The organism is Streptomyces sp. NPDC002324, from assembly GCF_053593335.1.
The window spans coordinates 57,794-80,490 of record NZ_JBSFCF010000042.1 but is presented as its reverse complement, the minus strand read 5'-3'; the positions used below and the strand labels follow the sequence as shown (position 1 = coordinate 80,490).

Genomic DNA, 22,697 nt, shown 5'->3' with positions numbered 1-22,697 from the left:
CGTTGTCGGGTGCGGGTGCGTGGGGCTTCTCGCGCAGTTCCCCGCGCCCCTGAAAGCACCAGGCCCTGCGCGGGAAGCCCCACCGGACCCGCACCCGACAACGCACCCGAGCCGGCCCCCGCACTCAGCGGACCTCGCTGCGGCCCACGATCGTGCCCGCCCGGTCGATGCAGATGACGTCGACCGCGACGGGCGCGCCCCGCAGCACGGACAGGGCCTCGTCACGGGCCGCCACCGCGACCAGGTCGCCGAGCGGCACCCCGGCCGCCGCGCACAGCTGGAGCGCGGCGAGCCCGGTGTTGGCGCCGGCCACCTCGGCGGCCAGCGTCTCGTCCGCGCCACCGCGTCGGGCGAGGTCCGCGAGGAAGCCCTTGTCCACCTGGGAGCGGGCGGAGTGCAGGTCGAGATGGCCGGCGGCGAGCTTGGAGAGCTTGGCGAAACCACCGCAGACGGTCAGCCGCTCCACGGGGTGCCGGCGCACGTACTTGAGGACCGCGCCCGCGAAGTCCCCCATGTCCAGCAGGGCGTCCTCGGGCAGCGCGTACGCGGCGACGACCGTCTTCTCCGACGTCGACCCCGTGCACCCGGCGAGATGCGTACGCCCGGCCGCCCGCGCCACGTCGACGCCCCGCCGGATGGAGTCGATCCACGCCGAGCAGGAGTACGGGACGACGATCCCGGTCGTCCCCAGGATGGACAGCCCGCCGAGGATGCCCAGGCGCGGGTTCCAGGTGGAGCGGGCGATCTCCTCGCCGTGGTCGACGCAGACGGTGATCTCGACGTCGCCCGTGCCGCCGTGCCGGGCCGCGACCTCGGCGACGTGGTCCCGCATCATCTGCCGGGGCACCGGGTTCACGGCCGGTTCGCCGACGGGCAGCGGGAGCCCCGGCCGGGTGACCGTCCCGACCCCGGGGCCGGCCCGGAAGACCACCCCGGCCCCGGCGGGCAGCCGCCGTACGGTGACCCGGACCAGCGCGCCGTGCGTGACGTCCGGGTCGTCGCCCGCGTCCTTCACGATCCCCGCCGTGGCGCTGTCCCCGGTCAGCTCCTCGACGGCCAGCGCGAACGACGGGGTCTGTCCCTTCGGCAGGGTGATGGTCACCGGGTCGGGGAACTCACCGGTCAGCAGCGCGGTGTACGCGGCCGTCGTGGCCGCCGTCGCACAGGCGCCGGTGGTCCAGCCGGGCCGCAGACCGGTGTGCTTGAGTTGGGCCGCGCGACCGCCCTTCGCCGCACCCGCGCCCCCGTCGGCACCCTGCTTCTCGTCACTGCTCATGATCGGACCCGGACTTCCATGCACGTACTGATACTCGGCGGAACCACGGAGGCCCGCCGCCTGGCCGAGCTGCTGCACGGCACCCCCGGCCTGCGGCTGACCAGCTCCCTCGCCGGACGCGTGGCGAACCCCCGGCTGCCCCCGGGCGAGGTCCGGGTCGGCGGCTTCGGCGGGGCCGAGGGGCTGGCCGCCTGGCTGCGCGGGCACCGGGTGGACGCGCTCATCGACGCCACCCATCCTTTCGCCGGGACCATGAGTTTCCACGCGGCACGGGCGGCCGCCACCACCCATGTTCCCCTGCTCGCGCTGCGCCGGCCCGGCTGGGTCCCGGGCACCGGCGACGACTGGCACGACGTCGGTTCACTGGCGGAGGCGGCGCGGGTACTGCCCACGCTCGGGCGCCGCGTGTTCCTGACCACCGGGCGCATGGGTCTGGCCTCCTTCGCGGCCCTGGACGACCTGTGGTTCCTCGTCCGGTCCGTGGACCCGCCCGAGGCCCCGTATCCGGCCCGGACGGAGGTACTGCTCGACCGGGGCCCCTTCACCCTCGACGGGGAGCGGGACCTCCTGCGCCGCCACCGCGTCGACGTCGTCGTGACGAAGGACAGCGGGGGAGCGGCCACCGCGCCGAAGCTGACCGCCGCCCGGGAGGCCGGGGTGCCCGTGGTCGTGGTGCGCAGGCCCCCCGCGCCCGAGGGCGTCACCGTGGTGCCGGACCCGGAGGCCGCGGCCCGCTGGGTGGGCGAGCGCGTCCACGCCCGCTGACCCCCGTCCGCCGCGCGCGCCTCCGTCCCGCTCACCCTCCCGCCCCGCTCACGCCTCCGGGTACCGGCGGGGCGTCCACACGATCTGCTCGCCGTCCCCGCGCCGGACCACCTGGGTCTGCGAGGAGCCGACCAGCAGGATGGTCCGCATGTCGACCTCGGCCGGGTCCAGGTCGGCCAGCGTCACGATCCGCACCCGCTCGCCGGAGCCGCCCACGTCCCGGGCGACCACGACCGGGGTGTCCGGCGCCCGGTGCTCCAGCAGCAGCTCACGTGCCTTGCCCACCTGCCAGGTACGGCTGCGCGAGCCCGGGTTGTACAGGGCCAGCACCAGGTCCGCCGAGGCCGCCGCGCGCAGCCGCTCGGCGATGACCTCCCAGGGCTTGAGCCGGTCGGAGAGGGAGAGCGTGGCGTAGTCGTGGCCGAGCGGGGCGCCCGCGCGGGCGGCGGCCGCGTTGGCGGCGGTCACCCCCGGCAGCACACGCACCGGCACGTCCGCGTACTCCTCCTGCGCGGCGACCTCCAGCACGGCCGTCGCCATGGCGAAGACCCCCGGGTCGCCCCCGGAGACGACCGCGACCCGCCGCCCGCGCCGGGCCAGATCGAGGGCGAACTCGGCGCGCTCCGACTCGACCCGGTTGTCCGAGCCGTGCCGCACCTGACCTGCGCGCCGGGGCACCCGGTCCAGGTAGGTGGTGTAACCGACCAGGTCGTCGGCCGCGGCGAGCGCACCCCGCGTCTCGGGCGTCAGCCACAGCGGTCCGGCGGGCCCGGTGCCGACCACGACGACCTCGCCCCGCTCCCGGGCCTCGGGCCGCTCGGTGTCGACCCGGCTGGGCAGCACGGCCACCGAGAAGTACGGCACCGACTCCGGGTCCACGTCCGCCAGTTCGCCGATGCGTTCCCCGGGCATGGTGGCCCGCTCGACATAGCGGGCCTCGCCGAGCCGTCCCGAACTCTCCAGCGCTCCGCGGACCTTGGTGAACGTCCGGCCCAGCTTCATCACCACGGCCACGTCGGTCGCGGCGAGCCGTGCGGTCAGCTCCTCCTCGGGCAGGGTGCCCGGCAGGATCGTCAGCACCTCCTCGCCCTCGACGAGCGGCGTGCCCAGGCGTGCCGCGGCGGCGGACACGGAGGTGACACCGGGGACGACCTCGGTGTCGTAGCGGTCCACGAGCCGCTTGTGCATGTGCATGTAGGAGCCGTAGAAGAGCGGGTCGCCCTCCGCGAGGACCGCGACCGTGCGTCCCGCGTCCAGATGCGCGGCCAGCCGGGCCGACGCCTGGGCGTAGAACTCCTCCATCGCGCCCTTGTAGCCGCCCGGGTGGTCGGTGGTCTCCGTCGTCAGCGGGTAGACCAGCCGCTCCTCGATGTGGTCGGCGCGCAGGTGCTTCGCGGCGATCGAGCGCGCGATGGAACGGCCGTGCCGGGCGCTGTGATACGCGATCACATCCGCCTCGGAGATCACCTCGACGGCCCGGACGGTCATCAGGGACGGGTCACCGGGGCCGAGCCCGACCCCGTACAGCTTGCCGCTCACTCTTCCTCACTCGCGATCGCGTTGAGCGCGGCGGCGGCGATGGCGCTTCCGCCCCGCCGGCCGCGTACGACGATGTGCTCCAGGCCCGAGGGGTGCGCGGCGAGCGCGTCCTTGGACTCGGCGGCGCCCACGAACCCGACCGGCACGCCGATGACGGCGGCGGGCCGGGGCGCGCCCTCCTCGATCATCTCCAGCAGCCGGAACAGCGCGGTGGGCGCGTTGCCGACGGCCACGACCGACCCCTCCAGCCGGTCCCGCCACAGCTCCAGCGCGGCGGCGCTGCGCGTGGTGCCGAGCTTCGCCGCCAGCTCGGGGACGCCCGGGGCGGAGAGCGTGCACAGCACGTCGTTGTCGGCGGGCAGCCGCTTGCGGGTCACCCCGCTGGCCACCATCTTGACGTCGGTGAAGATCGGTGCCCCGGCACGCAGGGCCTCGCGGGCGCGGGCCACCACGTCGGGGGTGTACGCCAGGTCCCGTACGAGGTCGACCATTCCGCAGGCGTGGATCATCCGTACCGCGACCTGGCTGACGTCGGCGGGCAGGGCCGCGAGGTCCGCCTCCGCGCGGATGGTGGCGAAGGACTGGCGGTAGATCGCCGGGCCGTCCTTCTCGTAGTCGTACGTGGTCACGGTGGTCTTCTCGCTGCTCTCGGTCGTCGTACGGGTGTCGTCGGTGCGGGTCGTGCTCGTCTGCGGCCTACGAGGTGATCTCCTCCAGGGCGGTGGAGAGTCGGGAGGCGTCCGCAAGGGGCGCGGTCCGGGGAGTGTGTCCGGGGGCGGTGCGGGAGAGCCGGTAGCCGCCGTCCGGCACGGCCACCACGTCGACGTGTTCACCCCGGGGATGTCCGCAGCGGCGCTCGCAGCCGGACCAGTACAGGGGGAGACCGCCGCCGTGCCGGGCCGCGTCGAGGTGCGCGGTCGCGTCCGCGCGTACGTCCGCCAGGGACTTGGCGCAGCCGGGCCGCCCGATGCAGGCGCCGACGCGGAGCCAGGGGGAGGCGGGATCGGTGACCAGGCCGGTCTCGGACAGCCGGGCGAGCGCGTCGGCCGCCCGCTCCTCGCCCAGGCCCGGAACCGGGACCACGACTCCGCGCCAGGGCGTCAGCCGCAGTTCACGGCGGGCGGTCGTGGACGCGAGAGCGGTCAACTCCCGCCACTGCGGGGCGGTGAGGCGGCCGAGGGGGGCGTGTACGGACAGGGCGTCGCCCACGATTCCGGGGGGCGGACCCTCGGCCGGGGCCGGCTCGGCCGCCGTACGCGGCCGGCTCACCGCCTCGATCCCGGTGGCGGACAGACGGTCACGGACCAGGGGGAACAGCCCGTCCGGGAGCGGGAGTTCGGTCACACGCCAGACGCGGGACCCGCTCTCCCGCGCCGCCGTCAGGAAGGTCTCGGCGGCCGTCAGCGCGGCCCGGGGCGCGTCCTTTGCGGAGACCGACAGGGAGTCGGCGGCCGTGCCGAGGCTCAAGCGCGCGCTGCCGTCCGCCTCCGCCCGCAGGGTCACGTCGGCGTCCAGCCCGGCCACGTCCCCCCGCCCGTCGTCGAGCGCGAACAGGAACCGGCCGGACAACTCCCGTGCCGCCTCGCTCGCACACAGTGCCGCGTCGAGGCCCGACAGCCAGGGCCGTACGTCCCGCAGGCTCCGCCCGTCGAGACCGGACAGCGGGGAGGCGACGATGTTGCGCACCCGCTCGTGCGCGGGGGAGGGGAGCAGTCCGGCCGCGTCCAGCGCCTCGGCCAGCGCGCCCCCGCAGCCGTCGGCGAGCCCCCGCAGTTGCACGTTGCCGCGTGAGGTGAGGTGAAGATCACCATCACCGAGCCGCCGGGCCGCCGCCGCGAGCGCCTCCGCCTGGCGGACGGTCAGCACCCCACCGGGCACCCGGACCCGCGCCAGCGCCCCGTCGTCCGCCGCGTGCAGCCGCAGCGTCCCCGGGCAGGCGTCGCCACGGTCCCGTGTGACCGCCGTGGCCTGGGACGATGATCGGACGGGAGGCGTGGACATGGCCGCGAGCATACCCACCGGCATCGGGGACGTACTCTCCGCCCTTTTGAGGCGACCCTTACTATGCTGCTTGGCGGATCATCCGGTCCGCCGACGCCACCACGGCGCCAGGGGAGGAAGCCCGGTGTGAGTCCGGCGCGGTCCCGCCACTGTGAGTCCGTCCCAGGAGGGGCGGGCAAGTCAGGAACTCCCTTCCCCGTACCCCTCGGCCCGTCCGAGCAGGGGAGACTCCGATCCGACACCGCCCGGGGCGCGGACCCCGAGGAAGGCCAGCAGCCGCATGCAGCCATCGTCCGGGGAGCGCTCGACGCAGCCCCGCATCCTGCTCCTGTCGACCTCCGACACCGACCTGCTCAGCGCCCGCGCGGCGGCCGGCCCGGTGCCGTACCGCTTCGCCAACCCCTCCCGGCTCGCGCTGGAGGACCTCCCGGACCTCCTCGACGGCGCCGGTCTGGTCGTCGTCCGCCTCCTCGGCGGCATCCGGGCCTGGCAGGACGGCCTCGACCTGCTGCTCGCCGACGGCCGCCCGGTCGTCGTCCTCACCGGCGAACAGGCCCCCGACGCCCAGCTGATGGCCGCCTCCACGGTCCCGGTCGGCATCGCCGCCGAGGCCCATGCCTACCTCGCCCACGGCGGCCCCGCCAACCTGGAGCAGCTGGCCCGCTTCCTGTCCGACACCGTCCTGCTCACCGGCCACGGCTTCGACGCGCCCGCGCCCGCCCCGTCCTGGGGCCCGCTGCCCCGGGAGGCCGCGGACACCGACGGTCCGACCGTCGCCGTGCTCTACTACCGGGCCCACCACATGAGCGGCAACACCGCCTTCGTGGGCGCCCTGTGCGAGGCGATCGAGGACGCGGGCGCCCGCGCGCTCCCGCTGTACGTGGCGTCCCTGCGCGCCCCCGAGCCCGAGCTGATCGAGGAACTCCGCGCCGCCGACGCCATCGTGACCACGGTGCTCGCCGCAGGCGGCACCAAGCCCGCCGAGGCGTCGGCGGGCGGCGACGACGAGTCCTGGGACGCGGGCGCCCTGACCGGCCTCGACGTACCGATCCTCCAGGCCCTGTGCCTGACCGGTTCGCGCTCCGCCTGGGAGGAGAGCGACGAGGGCGTCTCCCCGCTCGACGCGGCCAGCCAGATCGCCGTCCCCGAGTTCGACGGCCGCCTGATCACCGTCCCGTTCTCCTTCAAGGAGATCGACGAGGACGGCCTCCCGGCCTACGTCGCCGACCCCGAGCGCGCCGCCCGCGTCGCCGGGATCGCCGTACGCCACGCGCGACTTCGCCACATCGCCAACGCCGACAAGCGCCTCGCGCTCGTCCTGTCCGCCTACCCGACCAAGCACTCCCGCATCGGCAACGCGGTCGGCCTGGACACCCCCGCCAGCGCGGTCGCCCTGCTGCGCCGCCTGCGCGAGGAGGGCTACGACTTCGGGGGCGCCGACGTCCCCGGCCTGGCCTCCGGCGACGGGGACGAGCTGATCCGCGCCCTCATCGAGGCCGGCGGCCACGACCAGGACTGGCTCACCGAGGAGCAGCTGGCCCGCAACCCGGTCCGTATTCCGGCGGCCGACTACCGCCGCTGGTACGCCACGCTCCCCGAGGAGCTGCGCACGGCCGTCGAGGAGCACTGGGGCCCGGCGCCCGGCGAGATGTTCGTCGACCGCAGCGCCAACCCGGAGGGCGACATCGTCCTCGCGGCCCTGCGCTTCGGCAACCTGCTGATCCTCATCCAGCCGCCGCGCGGCTTCGGCGAGAACCCGATCGCGATCTACCACGACCCGGACCTCCCGCCCTCCCACCACTACCTCGCCGCCTACCGCTGGATCGCCGCCCGTGCCGACGACGGCGGTTTCGGCGCCGACGCGATGATCCACCTCGGCAAGCACGGCAACCTGGAGTGGCTGCCCGGCAAGAACGCGGGCCTGTCCGCCGCCTGCGGCCCCGACGCCGCCCTCGGCGACCTGCCCCTGATCTACCCCTTCCTGGTCAACGACCCGGGCGAGGGCACCCAGGCCAAGCGCCGCGTCCACGCCACCCTCGTCGACCACCTGGTCCCGCCGATGGCCCGCGCGGACTCCTACGGCGACATCGCGCGCCTGGAGCAACTCCTCGACGAGTACGCCCAGATCTCCTCCATGGACCCGGCGAAGCTCCCGGCGATCCGCGCCCAGATCTGGACCCTCATCCAGGCCGCCCGCCTCGACCACGACCTCGGCCTCGACGACCGCCCGGAGGACGACGGCTTCGACGACTTCCTCCTGCACGTCGACGGCTGGCTCTGCGAGGTCAAGGACGCCCAGATCCGCGACGGTCTGCACGTCCTCGGCACCCCGCCGGCGGAAGGCGACCGTGTCAACCTGGTCCTCGCCATCCTGCGCGCCCGCCAGATCTGGGGCGGCACCACCGCCCTGCCCGGCCTGCGCGAGGCCCTCGGCCTCGACGAGTCCGCCGCGACCCGCACCACCGCCGACGAGGCGGAGGCCAAGGCCCGCGCCCTGGTCGAGCGGATGGAGGAACTCGGCTGGGACCCGGACTCGGTGCCCGACGAGCACGGCGAACAGGTCACCGCCATCCTGGAGTTCGCCGCCCGCGAGGTCGTCCCGCGCCTGAAGGCCACCACCGCCGAACTCCACCACGTCGTCCACGCCCTGAACGGCGGCTTCGTCCCGGCCGGCCCCTCGGGATCCCCGCTCCGGGGCCTGGTCAACGTCCTGCCGACGGGCCGCAACTTCTACTCCGTCGACCCCAAGGCCGTCCCCTCCCGCCTCGCCTGGGAGACCGGCCAGGCGCTCGCGGACTCCCTGCTGGAGCGCTACCGCGCCGACAACGGCGAATGGCCCACCTCCGTCGGCCTCTCGCTGTGGGGCACCAGCGCCATGCGCACGTCCGGCGACGACGTGGCCGAGGCGCTCGCCCTGCTCGGCGTCCGCCCGGTCTGGGACGACGCCTCACGCCGGGTGACCGGCCTGGAGGCCATTCCCGCCGAGGAACTGGGCCGCCCCCGCGTCGACGTCACCCTGCGCATCTCGGGCTTCTTCCGCGACGCGTTCCCGCACACCATCGGGCTGCTCGACGACGCCGTACGCCTCGCCGCGTCCCTGGACGAGCCGGCCGAGGCCAACCACGTCCGCGCCCACGTCCAGGCCGACCTCGCCTCCCACGGCGACGAACGCCGTGCCACCACCCGCATCTTCGGCTCCCGGCCCGGCACGTACGGCGCCGGACTGCTCCAGCTCATCGACTCCCGCGACTGGCGCACCGACGCCGACCTCGCCGAGGTCTACACGGTGTGGGGCGGCTACGCCTACGGCCGGGAACTGGACGGCCGCCCGGCCCGCGAGGAGATGGAGACCGCGTACAAGCGGATCGAGGTGGCCGCGAAGAACACCGACACCCGCGAGCACGACATCGCCGACTCCGACGACTACTTCCAGTACCACGGAGGCATGGTGGCCACCGTCCGCGCCCTGCGCGGCACGGCCCCCGAGGCGTACATCGGCGACTCCACCCGCCCCGAGACGGTCCGCACCCGCACCCTCGTCGAGGAGACGTCCCGGGTGTTCCGCGCCCGGGTCGTCAACCCCAAGTGGATCGAGGCGATGCGCCGCCACGGCTACAAGGGCGCCTTCGAACTCGCCGCCACCGTCGACTACCTGTTCGGCTACGACGCCACCACCGGCGTGATCGCCGACTGGATGTACGACAAGCTCACCGAGACCTACGTCCTCGACGAGACCAACCGCGAGTTCCTGCAGCAGGCCAACCCCTGGGCCCTGCACGGCATCGCCGAGCGGCTGCTGGAGGCGGAGTCGCGCGGCATGTGGGAGAAGCCCGACCCGGCGGTGCTGGAGGGGCTGCGCCAGGTCTACCTGGAGACCGAGGGCGACCTGGAGGGCGGCGAGGACTGACGCCGGGCGTCGGCGGCCCGGACGAGGGCGTCGAAGAGGGCCTGCTGCACGGGGTCCTCTACGGCGGTGTCCTCGGGGTGCCACTGCACGGCGGTGAACCAGCCGGTGGCGCCGGGGAGTTCGAGTCCCTCCGTCGTCCCGTCGGCGGCGCGGGCGGTGACCTCCAGCCCCTCGCCCAGCCGGTCCACCCGCTGGTGGTGGTAGCAGGACGCCTCCGCCTTCTGCGCCCCGGTCACCCGCTCCAACAGGGTGCCGCGCCGGAGCGCCACCGGGTGCACGAGGTGGCGGTGTTCGTGTTCCGGGCCGCCCATGTCCTGTTCCAGGGTGCCGCCGAGGGCGACGTTGACGACCTGGAGGCCCCGGCAGACCGCCAGCAGCGGGATCCCCGACTCCAGGGCGGCGCGGGCGACCCGGAGGTCGAAGGTGTCCTGGACGTCGTCCACGTCGTACACGCCGGCGTGGGTGTGCGTCGCGCCGTAGCGGTGCGGTGCGAGGTCGCCGCCGCCGGGCAGGAGGACGCCGTCGAAGCGGGCCAGGCGGGCGGCCGTGTCGCCGTCGGCCGGGTGGATGCTCGCGGGTTCGCCGCCCGCCCGCCATACGGCCTCGATCAGGGCGCGGGCGTTGACCTCGGCGGCGTACCGCAGTGCGGAGGTCGTGGCGGAGAAACGGGCGGGCAGGGCTATCAGGGGCCGGGTCACAGCTGGATCCAGGTGGTCTTCAGCTCGGTGTACTTCTCGATGGCGTGGGCGGACTTGTCGCGGCCGTTGCCCGACTGCTTCATGCCGCCGAAGGGGACGGTCAGGTCCCCCTCCTCGTAGCAGTTCACCCAGACCGTGCCGGCCCGCAGCGCGCGCGAGACCCTGTGGGCGGTGGACAGGTCGGAGGTCCACAGGCCGGCGGCGAGGCCGTACTCGGTGTCGTTGGCGAGCGCCACGGCCTCGTCGAGGCCGTCGAACGTGAGGACCGACAGGACGGGGCCGAAGATCTCCTCGCGGGCCAGCCGCATACCCGGGTCGACCCGGTCGAAGACGGTGGGCCGCAGATAGCTGCCGCCGGTGTCGTTCAGTGTGCGTTCGCCGCCGGCCCGCAGGCGGGCGCCGTCGTCGACACCCGCGCCGATGTGGCCGAGGACCCGTTCGAGGTGGGCCTCGCGGACCAGGGCACCCATCTCGGTGGCCGGGTCCAGCGGGTCGCCGACGCGCAGCTCGCGGGCACGGGCCACGATCGCCTCGGTGACGCGTTCGGCGACGGAGGAGTGCACCAGGAGCCGGGAGGGGGCGGTGCACATCTCGCCCTGGTTGAAGAAGATGCCCCAGGCCGCCGTGGCGGCGGCCTTCTCCAGGTCGGGGGCGTCGGGAAGGATGATGTTCGGCGACTTGCCGCCCAGCTCCAGCCAGACCCGCTTGAGGTTGGAGTCGGCGGCGTAGTGCAGGAAGTGCCGGCCGACCGCGGTGGAGCCGGTGAAGGCCAGGACGTCCACGCCGGGGTGGAGCCCGAGGGCCCGCCCGGCGGTCGGCCCGTCACCCGTGACGACGTTGAGGACGCCCGGCGGCAGTCCGGCCTCGGTGGCGATCCGGCCCAGCAGCAGGGCGGACAGCGGGGAGTTCTCCGAGGGCTTCAGGACGACCGTGCAGCCGGCCGCCAGCGCCGGGGCGACCTTCCAGCTCGCGAGGGTCAGGGGGAAGTTCCACGGCACCACGGCGCCCACGACGCCCGCGGGTTCGCGGGTGACCAGGGCCAGGGCGTCGGGGGAGGTGTGGGGCGACTCGTCGGTGAGCTTGTCGGCCAGTTGCCCGTACCAGCGGAAGGTGGTGATCGCGGCGCGCAGTTCGATGTCGTGCGCCTCCGTGAACGGCTTGCCCATCTCCAGGGTGATGGTCAGCGCCAGCTTCTCCCGCTGTTCCTCCAGGAGTTCGGCGACGCGCAGCAGCATCCGGCCCCGGTCGGCGGGGGCCAGGCGGGGCCAGGGGCCGGAGTCGAAGGCGCGGCGGGCGGCGGCCACGGCCAGGTCGACCTCGGCGCCGTGCGCGTCGGCGACCTCGACGAGGGTCCGGCCGTCGCGGGGTGACACGACGGCGAAGGAGGCGCCCCCGCCCGGCTCGTCCACCCCGTCGATGTGGTGTCGGCTGGGGAGGTCCAGCTCCTTGGCGCGACGGAGCAGGTCGTCGTGGGCGAGGGCGGCGGGCATCGGCTCTCCTCTTCCTGATTCTGTGTGCGGGGTTTCTGTGTGCGGGGTGGAGTCGGGCGGGGGTCAGTCCGTGGCCGGCTGCCGGTTCCGGGTCACCCAGGCCGCGCCGAGACCCAGCGCCAGTACCGCGGGCACGGTCAGCTGCAGCCACACGGCGGTCGTCCGGTCGCCGCCGATGAGCGTGGTGAAGTTCTCGATGATCAGCCAGATCGCCCAGGCGATGCCGAGGGCGCCCAGGACGGGTGCGATCAGCGTGTTCCAGGGCCGGGTGTCGGCACGGGAGCGGCGGAAGAAGACGACCACGGACACGGACGTCAGGAAGTACAGGAGCATCATCGCGAGGACGGCCACCCCGCTGAACCAGGAGAACAGCGTCAGCACGGGGTCCTTGCCCAGCAGCGCGAACGGGACGACGAGGGCCGCCGCGATCACGGTCTGGACGAGGCCGGCCGCCCAGGGGGAGTGACGCCGGTTGAGCGAGGTCAGCCCGCGCGGCAGCAGCCCTTCGCGGCCCAGGGAGAACAGGTAGCGGTTGGCGGAGTTGTGGAAGGCCAGGATGCCGGCGAACAGCGAGGTGGCCAGCAGCACGGGCAGCACGTCGCCGGTCCAGGCGCCGAACTCCGCCGCGATGGGGGCGAAGACCCAGCCCGCCGCGTCGCCGCTCTCCAGTGCCTTGCCCGCCTCCGCCGTCGCCCGGGAGGCGCCGTGCGCGGAGACCAGCATCCAGGAGGTGAAGGCGAAGAAGCCGGTGACGACCGCGACGGACAGATAGGTGGCGCGCGGGACCGTCTTCCTCGGCTCCTTGGCCTCCTCGCCGTAGATGGCGGTCGCCTCGAAGCCGAACATCGACGCCACGGCGAACATCAGGGCCACCCCGGGAGCGCCCTGGAGCGCCGCGTCCGGCGAGAAGCTGTCGGCGAGGCCGAGCCCCTCGGGGCCGCCGCCCTTGAAGAAGGTCACGAGGGCGAAGGCGATCAGGATGCTGAACTCCGCAAGGACGAACACCGCCAGCAGCTTGGCGCCCATCTCGATCCCCGCGGCGCCGAGGACCTGGACCACCACCATGGTGACCAGCGCCCACACCCACCAGGCGATCCGCACCTCGGCGTACGTCTCGACGAGGCCGCTGACGGTGGCGCCGTAGAGGCCGTACATCGCGGCCTGGATGGCGCAGTAGGCGAAGAGCGCGACGCCGGCGCTGCCGGAGCCGGTCGACCGGCCCAGGCCCTTGCCGATGTACGTGTAGAAGGCGCCGGCGTCCACGACGTGGCGGCCCATGGTGACGAAGCCGATGGAGAACAGCAGGATCACGACGCCGGCCGCGATGTACGCGGCGGGGACGCCGGCCCCGTTGCCGATGACGACGGCGATGGGCACGGCTCCGGCGATGCCGGTCAGCGGGGCCTGGGCGGAAAGGACGAAGAAGAGGATGCCCAGGACGCCGAGGGAATCGGGCTTGAGCCGGCCTGCCGGGGAGGGGTCGTGCGAGGTGTGCGGGGCGACCGCCGTCTGACTGTCCACTCGGATCACCTGTCGGGGACGGGGAGGGATGGGGTTCGTTTAGGCCCAAACGAGTTGCCTCATCGTGGGCTCGAACTATCCGTTTGGCAAGGGGTCTCGTGAAGATTTTCGCCGGGCTTCCCGGAGCCCGTGCGGGCATGGCGAAAAGCCCCGGACGCGGCACGTCCGGGGCCATGACCGCTGAGGTCAGCGGCTATGCGCGGGCTTCGCCGGCGTCGTACGTGTCCTGGTCGTCGGAGGTGGCGGAGGCGTCGGAGGCCTCGCCGTCGTCGGTGGCGTCGCCGTCGGCGTGGAGCAGCCGCAGGAGGGTGCGCAGCTCCTCCACGGCCCGTTCCGTGACCTCCGGCTCGTCGAAGACGAGCTGGTGCAGGACGAGACCGTCCAGCGCGGCGAAGACCAGCCGGGCGAGCGCCGTGTCGGCGCCGGCCGGCAGTATCCGGCCCAGCTCGCGCCGGGCGGCGTCGAAGTACTCGTCGTACAGCTCGCGGATCTGCGGCAGCAGCTCCGGCCGCCGCCGGGACTCCAGCAGCAGCTCGTACTGGAACGCCTGGGTGTCCGGGTCGGCCGTGACCATCTCCGACAGCCCGACGGAGAAGTCGGCGACCTTGCCGGTGCCCGGTTCCAGGGAGCTGGTGTCGAGCGAGGAGCGGATGGTGTGGGCGAGGGCCTCCTCGATCAGGGCGTCGCGCGACCCGAAGTGGTGCACGACGAGCCCGTGGGTGACCCCCGCCTCCTCCGCGACGGCCCGGTAGGTGAGCCGGCGCAGACCGCCCCGCGCCACCACGCGCACGGCGGCGTTCAGCAGGGCTTCCCGCCCCTCGCCGTAGTGGAGGCGCTTGCGTGGCCGGCGGCTCTCGGGGACGTCGGCGGAGTCGGTCATGCGCGTGACCCTACCCGCCTGCCTCCGGCCCGCCGCCTGCCCCTCTCGCCGCCGGGATCACCGCCGGGGCGGGCGGACGCCACGGAACTCCCAGTCGCCGCCGAGCGCCGTGGACAGCACTTCCTCGGACTCGGTGGGCTGTGCGCCGACGTCGGCGCGGACCGGGGTGGGGCCGGTGACGACGTGGTTGGTGAGCCGGCCGAGGCCCTCCACCTCCACCTCGACGACGTCGCCGGGCTGGACGGGCCGGGAGTTGGCCGGGGTGCCGGAGAGCAGGACGTCACCCGGGTACAGCGTGATCGTGCGGGCGATGTCGGCGACGAGGTAGTGCATGTCCCACTTCATCTCGTCCGTCGTACCGTCCTGGACGACCTCGCCGTTGACGTACGTCCGCAGCCGCCTGCCGTGGAAGTCCCAGTCGGTGACGAGTCCGGGGCCGAGCGGGCACAGGGTGTCGGAACCCTTCACCCGCAGCATCGAACCCGCGTCGGTGTCACGGAAGTCGTGCAGGCCGTAGTCGTTGGCGATCGTGTAGCCGGCGATGTACGCGCCCGCGTCCTCGGGCGCGATGTTCCGCGCGGTCCTGCCGATGACGATGGCGACCTCGCCCTCGTAGTTGAGCCACTTGCAGCCGTCGGGGCGGACGATCGCGCCCCGGTGGCTGTTGAGGGAGGAGGTCGGCTTGTGGAAGTAGGTGGGCGTCTCCGGCAGTCCGATCCGGAATTCCTCGACACGGCTGCGGTGGTTGAGGTGGACGGCGATCACCTTCGACGGCACGACCGGCGGGAGGTGGTGGGCCTCCTCGATCTTGACGCGGCGGCCGTCCCCGGCGACCAGTTCGTCGCCGTCGACGGTGACCTCGACGGTGGCCCCGTCGAGGAGGATGTGGCGGTACTCGGGCATGTGGGCTCCAGGGGTGGGGCTAGTCGCGGGTGTGAGGGTCGTGCGGGCCGGCGGCCGTGGAGGTGCCGCCGCTGTCGTCGCCGGTCCAGCCGTGGGCCGGGCGGTCGAACCACAGGTGCACCTGTCCGGTGCCGATGGAGTTCTCGTACTCCCCGTACTGCCGGGCCCTGGCGACACAGGCCTGCTCTCCGAGCGCGCCCGCCATCATCAGGTAGTGGAAGAACCTCGCCTCGGGCTTGTACTTCCAGAACTCGTCCATGGTGTCGAGGACCTTGTCGTGCCGGCCCTCCTTGAACCAGGAGATGCGCTCGCGGTCGGCCTCGCGCGCCTCGGGTGTGAAGATGTGCGCCGGGTCGCTGGACTCGTGGTCGCGCAGCTGGCGCAGCGGCCAGAAGGTGTGCGACAGCGCGCCGGAGGCGATGATCAGGACCCGTCGTCCGGGGGTGGCGGCGATGCCGTCGGCGAGCGCCCGCCCGAGCCGGAGATGGTCCTCCATGTCGCCGGTCTGGCAGACGCCGATGGTCACCCAGCGCTTGTCGGGCAGACCTTCGCCGAGGAACTTCCACAGGTTGATCGTGGCGTAGTAGATCGGCAGGTACTCGTCCTCGATCGCGGTGATCCAGGTGCCGTGCTCGTCCGCGAACCGCTCGATGTTCCGGGCCAGTTCGGGGTCGCCGGGAAAGTCGTACGGCATCCGGCACATCCCGCGCGGCAGCTCCTCGGAGGTGAAGAGGCCGGCCCGGCGCGCCTGCGCGGTGACCACGAACTCGACGGTCGTCGCCCAGTGCGAGTCGAGGACCACGACGGTGTCGTAGTCGTCGCGGGAGAAGACGTCCTCGCGCAGCTGCCGCAGGCCGGTGACGAGGGTGATCTCCCTGCCCTCGTTCAGCTCCAGCCGGTCGGCCTCCGGCAGGACGATGGTGGGGACGTGGGCGAGGAGCCCCGCCCCGACGATCTCACCCATGGTCGTTCCATCCGTTCGGCGCGGTCACGGTGTTCTTCACGTCGCAGTAGAAGTCGAAGCTCCAGGTGCCGCCCTCGCGGCCGACCCCGGAGTGCCGGGAGCCGCCGAAGGGGGCCTGGAGGTCGCGGACGAAGAAGCAGTTCACCCACACCGTGCCCGCCACCAGCCGCTCGGTCACCCGGGCGGCCCGCTCGGTGTCACCGGTGGCGAGGGTGGCGGCCAGTCCGAAGCGGGTGTCGTTGGCGAGCCGGACCGCCTCGTCCTCGCCCGTGAAGGTCTGCAGGGTCAGGACCGGCCCGAAGACCTCCTCCTGCACGATCTCCGAGTCCTGGGCGACATCGGTGAGCAGGGTGGGCGCGTAGTACTGCCCCTCACCGGGGTGCCCGCCGATGACCACCCGGGCCCCGTCGGCCACGGCCCGCCGCACGAAGCCGTCGATCTTCTCCAGCTGCCGGGGGTGGATGTTGGGCCCGATGTCGGTGGCCTCGTCGCGCGGGTCGCCCTGCTTCAGCGCCGACGCCTTCGCCACGAACCGTCGGGTGAACTCCTCGGCGACCGACTCCTCGACCAGGAACCGCGTGGCCGCGAGGCAGACCTGTCCGGCGTTGTCGTACTGCTCCACCGCGAGGTCCACGGCCAGGTCCAGATCGGCGTCCGCGAAGACCAGCAGCGGTGATTTGCCGCCCAGTTCGAGGCTGAGCGGAGTGAGGTTCGGCGCCGCCGAGGCGGCGATCCGCTGGGCCGTGGGCACCGACCCGGTGAAGCTGATCCGCCGCACGTCCGGGTGCGAGGTGAGCGCGTCACCGATCTCCGAGCCGTACCCCTGCACGACGTTGAGCACTCCGGCGGGGAGCCCCGCCTCGGCCGCGATGTCCGCCAGCAGCGAGGCGGTCAACGGGGTCCACTCGGCGGGCTTGAGGATCACCGTGTTGCCCGCGGCGAGGGCCGGGGCGACCTTCCAGGTGGCCAGCATCAGCGGCGCGTTCCACGGAGTGATCAGCACGGACGGGCCCGCCGGGTCCCAGCTCACCTTGTTGGTGTGCCCGCGCGTCTCGAAGTCGTCGTGCGCCAGCGTGAGCAACCAGTCGGCGAAGAACCGGAAGTTGTGCGCCACGCGCGGCATCACACCCCGCCGGTGCGAGCGCAGCAGCGCCCCGTTGTCGTTGGTCTCGACGATCGCCAGCTCCTCGATCCGCTTCTCGACCCCGTCGGCGACGGCGTGCAGGACGCGGGCGCGTTCGGCGCGGGAGGTGGCGGCCCAGGCGGGGAACGCCTCGGCGGCGGCGGCGACGGCGGCCTCGACCTCGACGGTCCCGGCGCGGGCGATCTCGCCGAGGACCCGGCCGTCGACGGGGGAGACGTCGGTGAAGGTGTCGGCGGAGGCGACCCGCCGCCCGCCGATCCAGTGCCGGGTGTCGACGGAGACGCCGGCGACGGTGATTTTGTCAGACATCAGGGATTCCTTCTCGGGATGGGGCGGACCCGCTTACCTGGGGGCGGGGCGGTCACGACGGGCGGTGGGCCGCGTGGGCGCGCCGGGCCACGGACGGCCCGCGCCGACGACGGCTGTACTCGACCCGCGCGCCGACCGGCGGCTCTACTCGGCGAGCGCGCCCGACAGCCCGGACTCCAGCAGCCGCCCGCCGTCCCAGACGACCCCGACCTGCCGGTAGTACGCGGCGATCGGCTCCTCGACCGACAGCCGGGCCAGCTCCTCGGTCGGTGCCTCGAAAAGCTCCAGCTCGGCCTCGCCGACCCACGGCTGACCGCCCTCGAAGGAGGCGGCGCCGGTCTCGATCAGCTCGTCCAGTGCCAGGCCCTTCCCCTTCTCGATCGACGGCAGCCACCGGTGGTGCGCCATGGGGTGGGCGTTCACGAACCCGTTCGTCTCCGACGGTTCCCGCAGCGTCACCACGGTCTGCGCGAGCCGCCGGTCCGCTGCCGCCAGCGTCGCCCCGAAGCGCGCTCCCGCCTCGATCCGCGGGGCCGGTCCGAAGGGGTGCGGCCGCGTCTGGTGGATGGACCCCAGCTTCTTCGGATACCCCTGGTGCAGCCCGCGCGCGATCGCGAAGTCCTTGTCGACCCAGATGTGGACGCACCGCGAGTACGTCTGCCCCTTGTACCGGCAGCGGACGACCGCGAAAGCCTCCTTGTACTGGGAGAGCACCGGGTCGAGCAGTTCCGCGCCCGAAGCCGAGCAGGACTGCCAGTCGGCCCAGATCAGCGCGACCGCGCCGGGGTCCTCGTCGGCCAGTTCCAGGGGCTCCGGCAGCAGTTCACGCACCCGCGCGGGATCCGTGCGGTATTCGACGGTGAGCAGGTCGCCCGAGTAGCGCCAGGGCGGCGACGGGATCAACGACGAGGCACCGCTCGCCGTCTTGGGGTGGAAGTATCCACGGACACTGGTCATGGTCAGGGGGATCCTTACGCGGTGAGTGCGGGCTGCTTGAGCAGTTCGGCGCGGTGGCGGGCGGCGGCGGCCACGGTGGCGGGGCCGCCGAGCGCGACGACCCCGACCAGCCGGCCGCCGTGGTGGTAGCCGGCCAGGACGTCCCCCGCGGGGTCGCCGTCCAGGACCCGTACGTCGTCCCGGCCGAGGACCGGTGCGCCGAAGGACTGCAGTCGGAAGTCGTGCTGGTCGCTCCAGAACGTCGGCAGCGGTGCGAAGGGGGGCAGCTCGGCGCCGGTGAGGACCTTCGCCGCGTGCTTGGCGGTGTCCGTGGGGATGGACCAGTGCTCGACGCGGCGGGGCACGGCGTCGTAGCGGGCGTTGGGGAAGCGGGCGACATCGCCGACGGCGACCACCTCGGGGCGCCCGCCGACCCGCAGCTGCTCGCAGGTGAGCACGCCGTCGGACAGGTCGAGACCGTTGCCCTCCAGCCACTCGACGTTGGCGGCCGAGCCGACCGACTCCACCACCACGTCGGCGGGCAGGACGGTCCCGTCGCCGAGCACCACACCCGTGACCCGGTCCCTGCCCTCGAACCCGGCGACGCCCGTGCCGAGCGCGAACCGCACCCCGCGCTCCTCGTGCCGCCGCAGCAGCGCGCGTCCGAGCAGGTCACCGAGCGGACCGACCATGGGCAGCGGCAGCGGATCGACCACGGTCACCTCGGCGACTCCCAGACCCACGGCCGTGGCGGCGACCTCGCAACCGATGAACCCGGCGCCGATCACGACGACCCGGGCACCGGGCCGGGTCAGCTCCTCGCGCAGGCCCTGCGCGTCGGCGAGCGTACGGACCGTGTGGCGGCCGGCGAGCGGGCCGGGGCAGGCGAGCCGGCGGGGCCGCATACCGGTGGCGACGACCAGGGCGTCGTACGACAGCGTCGAGCCGTCGTCGAGTTCCACGCTCCGCTCGTCGAGGCGCGCGGCGACGACCTTGGTGCCGAGCCGCCACTCCACGTCGGCCACGCTCGCGCGGGGACGGAAGGCGAGCGACTCGAAGGGCGCCTTCCCGGCCAGCACCTCCTTGGAGAGCGGGGGCCGGTTGTAGGGCATGTGCGGCTCGTCGCCGACGAGGGTGACCGGCCCCGTCCACCCCGCGGCCCGCAGCTGTTCGGCGGCGCGCAGACCGGCCATGGAGGCACCCGCGACGACCACGCGTCCTGTCATCGTGCTCAGCCCTCGATCCGGATGGCCTGGAGGGGACAGACGTCGGCGGCTTCCTCGACCTCGTCGAGGAGCGCGTCGTCGGGGTCGCTGACGTAGGCCAGGCGCCCGTTCTCGTCGAGCTGGAAGACGTCGGGGGCGGCGAAGACGCACTGTCCGTGGTCCTGGCACTTGTTCATGTCGACGACGACCTTCATGGCCGGTCCTCCTGGGATTCAGGGCGTCGGGCGGGGTGGGGAAGCCGATGACGAAGCATCTCGTTTGGCTTCAAACAACATAGGAAGCCGTCACCCCCTGGTCAATACCTGTCCAGGTGGATAATTTTTTGTGGCCGACCCCTTGCGGGCCGATGGAGACGTTCTTATCGTTTGGCATCAAACAATCGGCCCCAGTCGTCTAGGAGACAACGGTGAGCGCATCTGAAACGCCGGCCGTCGGACATCACCAGGAGCGGCTGGCCGCAGAGGGCATCGATGTGGTCCGGGTTATCTACCCCGACCTCATCGGCACCGACCGGGCCCGCGACGTACTGCTCGACCAGCTGCCGACGGCGTGCGAGCACGGGCTCGCCTTCTGCCGGGCCGTCTACCACACCTCCCCCCAGGGCGATGTCGTCCCCGTCGCCGGGGGCCTGGACGCCGGCCTGCCCGACATCCATGTGCGCCCCGATCTCGACACCCTGCTCGCCCTGCCCTGGGAGCCGGGCGTCGCCACCTGCCTCGGCGAGACCATCGACCCGGCCACCGGGGCACCCGCCCCCGAGTCCCCGCGCGACCTGCTGCGCTCGGTGCTGGCCCGCTCGGCCGAGCAGGGCCTGCGCCCGGTCGTCGGCCCCGAACTGGAGTACTTCCTCTGCGACGAGGACCCCGCGTCCCCGAGCGGCTTCAAGCGCTACTCGGGCGCCACCGGCGCCGTCTACACCGCCGGTCTGCGCGCCGACCCCGACAACCACCTGCTGCGCACCCTGCGGCACCTGCGCGACCTGCGTATCGGCGTCACCAACGGCAACCACGAGTTCGACGGCGGCCAGTTCGAGATCAACCTGACGCATTCGGAGGCCCTCTCGGCCGCCGACCGCTCCTTCCGCTTCAAGGCCGCCGTCAAGGAACTCGCACGCAAGGAGGGCCGCCTCGCCACCTTCATGGCCAAGCCCTTCAACGACGCGGGCGGCTCCGGCTTCCACCTCCACCTGTCCTGCGACGACGAGCGGGGCCACAACGCCTTCGACGACCCCGAGGGCCGGTACGGGCTCTCCGGCACCGCCCGCCACGCCGTCGCCGGAGTCCTCGCCCACGCCCCGGCCCTCGCCGCCCTCGCCAACCCCACGATCAACTCCTACAAGCGGTTCGGCCCCGACACCCTCGCGCCCTGGCTGATCGACTGGGGCCTGGACAACCGCAGCGCCATGATCCGCATCCCGCCCGAGCGCGGCTCCGGCGCCCGTCTCGAACTGCGGCTCGGCGACGCCGGCGCCAACCCGTACCTGCTCATCGCCGGCACGATCGCCGCCGCGCTGCTCGGCGTCCGCGCGGGCGAGGAACCCCCCGCCCCGCTGGAGGGCTACGGCTACGACACCGCCCGCTCGGCCGTGCTGCCGAGGAGCCTGCCCGCCGCCCTCGACGCGCTGGAGGCGGACACCGCCCTCACCGAGATCCTCGGCAAGGACTTCACCACCTCGTACCTCACCTACAAGCGCGATGAGGTCGAACGCTTCCAACGGCACGTCACCGACTGGGAGTTCACCGAGTACGCCTACCACCTGTGAAGCCCGGGAGAACCACTGCCATGACCACATCCGCCCACCTTCCCTCCGCCCTCGTGCGCGAGGCCGTCCGGGAACCCCTGCCGCTGGACGACGTGGACCTCGCCGACCTCGACAAGTTCACCGACGGCGTCACCCCGTGGCGCATGTTCCACACCCTGCGCCACGAGGACCCGGTCCACTGGCAGCCGGAGGAGGCCCCCAACTCCGGTTTCTGGGCGGTGACCCGGCACGCCGACATCGCCCGCGTCGACCGGGACGCCGAGACCTTCACCTCCACCCGGTTCGTCAACCTGGAGGAGGTCGACGACGACCAGATCAAGATCCGCGCCTCCATCCTGGAGCTGGACGGCGTCCGCCACCGCGCCCTGCGCAGCGTGATCCAGCGGCAGTTCGGCGCGAACGTCATCAACAGCTACACCGACTTCCTGCGCGGACTGACCGCCCGCACCCTCGACGCGGCCCTCGCCAAGGGCACCTTCGACTTCGTCGCCGACGTCTCCGCCGACTTCCCCATCAACGTCCTCGCCCGGCTCCTGGACGTACCCCCGGAGGACAACCAGCGCCTCATCGACTGGGGCAACCGCATCATCGGCAACACCGACCCCGACTACGCGGACGTCCTGCTGCACAGCGCGGAGAGCGAGCGCTACCGCGACCTGCCGTTCCGCTCGCCCGCCTCCCTCGAAGTCTTCGAGTACGGCCGCGAACTGGCCCGGCAGCGGCGCGGCGGCGACGGCACCGACCTGGTGTCCAAGCTGGTCAACACCACCCCGCGCGACGGGGTCCCGCTCTCCGCCCAGGACTTCGACAACTACTTTCTGCTCCTCGTCGTGGCCGGCAACGAGACCACCCGCCACACGATCACCCACTCCATGCTGGCCCTGCTCCAGCACCCGGAGCAGCTGGCCCGCCTCCAGGAGGACCCGTCGCTGATCCCGGCGGCCACCGAGGAGTTCCTGCGCTGGGCGTCCCCCGTCTACCACTTCCGCCGCACCGCGACCCGTGACGTCGAACTCGGCGGCAAGCAGGTCAAGGAGGGCGACAAGGTCGTCATGTGGTACGCCTCCGGCAACCGTGACGAGGCGGTCTTCGGCAACCCGTACGACTTCGACGTCGCCCGCGCCGACAACGACCACGTCACCTTCGGCAAGGGCAGCCCGCACCTGTGCCTGGGCAATCTGCTGGCCCGCACGGAGATCCGCATCATGTTCGAGGAGCTGATCCCGCGCCTCGCCGACATCCGCCTCGTCGGTGAGGTGCCGCGCGTGCGCTCCAACTTCGTCAACGGCATCAAGAAGCTGCCGGTCGAGGTCACCCTCGCCTGACACACCCTCGGGCACCGGTGGGGGAGATGCCCGCCGGTGCCCGAGTCGCGC

At 73.0% G+C, this 22,697-nt stretch carries 18 protein-coding genes and 1 riboswitch; of the genes, 4 read left to right on the top strand and 14 right to left on the bottom strand.

Annotation, left to right across the window (positions count from 1 at the left end; translation table 11 throughout):
* Positions 1-124: 124 nt before the first annotated feature.
* The gene (locus ACWCRJ_RS37060; protein ID WP_450943405.1) at positions 125-1,276 is read right to left on the bottom strand and encodes a cobalt-precorrin-5B (C(1))-methyltransferase; all 1,152 of its coding nucleotides are present in this window, start codon (positions 1,274-1,276) and stop codon (positions 125-127) included.
* A gap of 18 nt (positions 1,277-1,294) precedes the next feature.
* Between ACWCRJ_RS37060 and ACWCRJ_RS37055 the strand changes: the two genes are divergently transcribed.
* On the top strand, positions 1,295-2,041 hold the full coding sequence (locus tag ACWCRJ_RS37055) for a cobalt-precorrin-6A reductase (protein WP_450943404.1): 747 nt from the start codon (positions 1,295-1,297) through the stop codon (positions 2,039-2,041).
* 48 nt (positions 2,042-2,089) lie between these two features.
* On the opposite strand, the gene ACWCRJ_RS37050 is transcribed toward ACWCRJ_RS37055, so the two are convergent.
* The 3 genes from ACWCRJ_RS37050 to cobG form a co-directional block, all read right to left on the bottom strand.
* Entirely contained in the window at positions 2,090-3,580 is a 1,491-nt protein-coding gene (locus ACWCRJ_RS37050) for a precorrin-2 C(20)-methyltransferase (RefSeq protein ID WP_450943403.1), read from the bottom strand.
* Positions 3,577-4,209, bottom strand: coding sequence for a precorrin-8X methylmutase (locus ACWCRJ_RS37045; protein ID WP_005484164.1), 633 nt, complete (start codon positions 4,207-4,209; stop codon positions 3,577-3,579). The genes ACWCRJ_RS37050 and ACWCRJ_RS37045 overlap by 4 nt, the downstream gene beginning before the upstream one ends.
* A 67-nt stretch (positions 4,210-4,276) precedes the next feature.
* Positions 4,277-5,593 carry a precorrin-3B synthase gene (gene cobG / locus ACWCRJ_RS37040; protein ID WP_450943407.1) on the bottom strand — a complete coding sequence of 439 codons (1,317 nt, stop codon included), beginning with the start codon at positions 5,591-5,593 and terminating at the stop codon, positions 4,277-4,279.
* A 101-nt stretch (positions 5,594-5,694) separates the two neighbouring features.
* Positions 5,695-5,771: riboswitch (cobalamin riboswitch) on the top strand.
* A 90-nt stretch (positions 5,772-5,861) separates the two neighbouring features.
* Between cobG and cobN the strand changes: the two genes are divergently transcribed.
* A complete protein-coding gene (gene cobN / locus ACWCRJ_RS37035; protein ID WP_450943402.1) occupies positions 5,862-9,488 on the top strand; it encodes a cobaltochelatase subunit CobN in 3,627 nt (1,208 codons plus the stop codon).
* On the opposite strand, the gene ACWCRJ_RS37030 is transcribed toward cobN, so the two are convergent.
* The 10 genes from ACWCRJ_RS37030 to ACWCRJ_RS36985 form a co-directional block, all read right to left on the bottom strand.
* Positions 9,446-10,186 (bottom strand): gamma-glutamyl-gamma-aminobutyrate hydrolase family protein, encoded by a 741-nt coding sequence (locus tag ACWCRJ_RS37030; protein WP_450943401.1) that lies wholly within the window; start codon positions 10,184-10,186, stop codon positions 9,446-9,448. The genes cobN and ACWCRJ_RS37030 overlap by 43 nt on opposite strands.
* Positions 10,183-11,676 carry an aldehyde dehydrogenase gene (locus ACWCRJ_RS37025; protein ID WP_450943400.1) on the bottom strand — a complete coding sequence of 498 codons (1,494 nt, stop codon included), beginning with the start codon at positions 11,674-11,676 and terminating at the stop codon, positions 10,183-10,185. The genes ACWCRJ_RS37030 and ACWCRJ_RS37025 overlap by 4 nt, the downstream gene beginning before the upstream one ends.
* A 63-nt stretch (positions 11,677-11,739) precedes the next feature.
* Entirely contained in the window at positions 11,740-13,197 is a 1,458-nt protein-coding gene (locus ACWCRJ_RS37020; RefSeq protein ID WP_450943399.1) for an APC family permease, read from the bottom strand.
* A gap of 193 nt (positions 13,198-13,390) precedes the next feature.
* Complete coding sequence (locus ACWCRJ_RS37015; protein WP_450943398.1) at positions 13,391-14,077, bottom strand: TetR/AcrR family transcriptional regulator; 687 nt, start codon at positions 14,075-14,077, stop codon at positions 13,391-13,393.
* Between the two features lie 57 nt (positions 14,078-14,134).
* Positions 14,135-14,980 carry a fumarylacetoacetate hydrolase family protein gene (locus tag ACWCRJ_RS37010; RefSeq protein ID WP_450943397.1) on the bottom strand — a complete coding sequence of 282 codons (846 nt, stop codon included), beginning with the start codon at positions 14,978-14,980 and terminating at the stop codon, positions 14,135-14,137.
* A 19-nt stretch (positions 14,981-14,999) separates the two neighbouring features.
* Positions 15,000-15,944: a 3,4-dihydroxyphenylacetate 2,3-dioxygenase gene (locus tag ACWCRJ_RS37005; protein ID WP_450943396.1), complete on the bottom strand. Its 945-nt coding sequence runs from the start codon at positions 15,942-15,944 to the stop codon at positions 15,000-15,002.
* Entirely contained in the window at positions 15,937-17,397 is a 1,461-nt protein-coding gene (locus tag ACWCRJ_RS37000; protein WP_450943395.1) for an aldehyde dehydrogenase, read from the bottom strand. Before ACWCRJ_RS37000 ends, ACWCRJ_RS37005 begins: the two co-directional genes overlap by 8 nt.
* A 144-nt stretch (positions 17,398-17,541) precedes the next feature.
* Complete coding sequence (locus tag ACWCRJ_RS36995) at positions 17,542-18,354, bottom strand: acetoacetate decarboxylase family protein (RefSeq protein WP_450943394.1); 813 nt, start codon at positions 18,352-18,354, stop codon at positions 17,542-17,544.
* Between the two features lie 14 nt (positions 18,355-18,368).
* On the bottom strand, positions 18,369-19,559 hold the full coding sequence (locus ACWCRJ_RS36990) for an NAD(P)/FAD-dependent oxidoreductase (protein WP_450943393.1): 1,191 nt from the start codon (positions 19,557-19,559) through the stop codon (positions 18,369-18,371).
* A 5-nt stretch (positions 19,560-19,564) separates the two neighbouring features.
* Entirely contained in the window at positions 19,565-19,753 is a 189-nt protein-coding gene (locus ACWCRJ_RS36985; protein WP_005484148.1) for a ferredoxin, read from the bottom strand.
* 212 nt (positions 19,754-19,965) lie between these two features.
* Between ACWCRJ_RS36985 and ACWCRJ_RS36980 the strand changes: the two genes are divergently transcribed.
* Together ACWCRJ_RS36980 and ACWCRJ_RS36975 are read left to right on the top strand one after the other, a co-directional pair.
* Positions 19,966-21,321 carry a glutamine synthetase family protein gene (locus tag ACWCRJ_RS36980; RefSeq protein ID WP_450943392.1) on the top strand — a complete coding sequence of 452 codons (1,356 nt, stop codon included), beginning with the start codon at positions 19,966-19,968 and terminating at the stop codon, positions 21,319-21,321.
* Positions 21,322-21,341: 20 nt separating this feature from the next.
* Positions 21,342-22,646, top strand: a complete 1,305-nt coding sequence (locus ACWCRJ_RS36975) for a cytochrome P450 (RefSeq protein WP_450943391.1) — start codon at positions 21,342-21,344, stop codon at positions 22,644-22,646.
* The last annotated feature ends 51 nt before the right edge of the window (positions 22,647-22,697 follow it).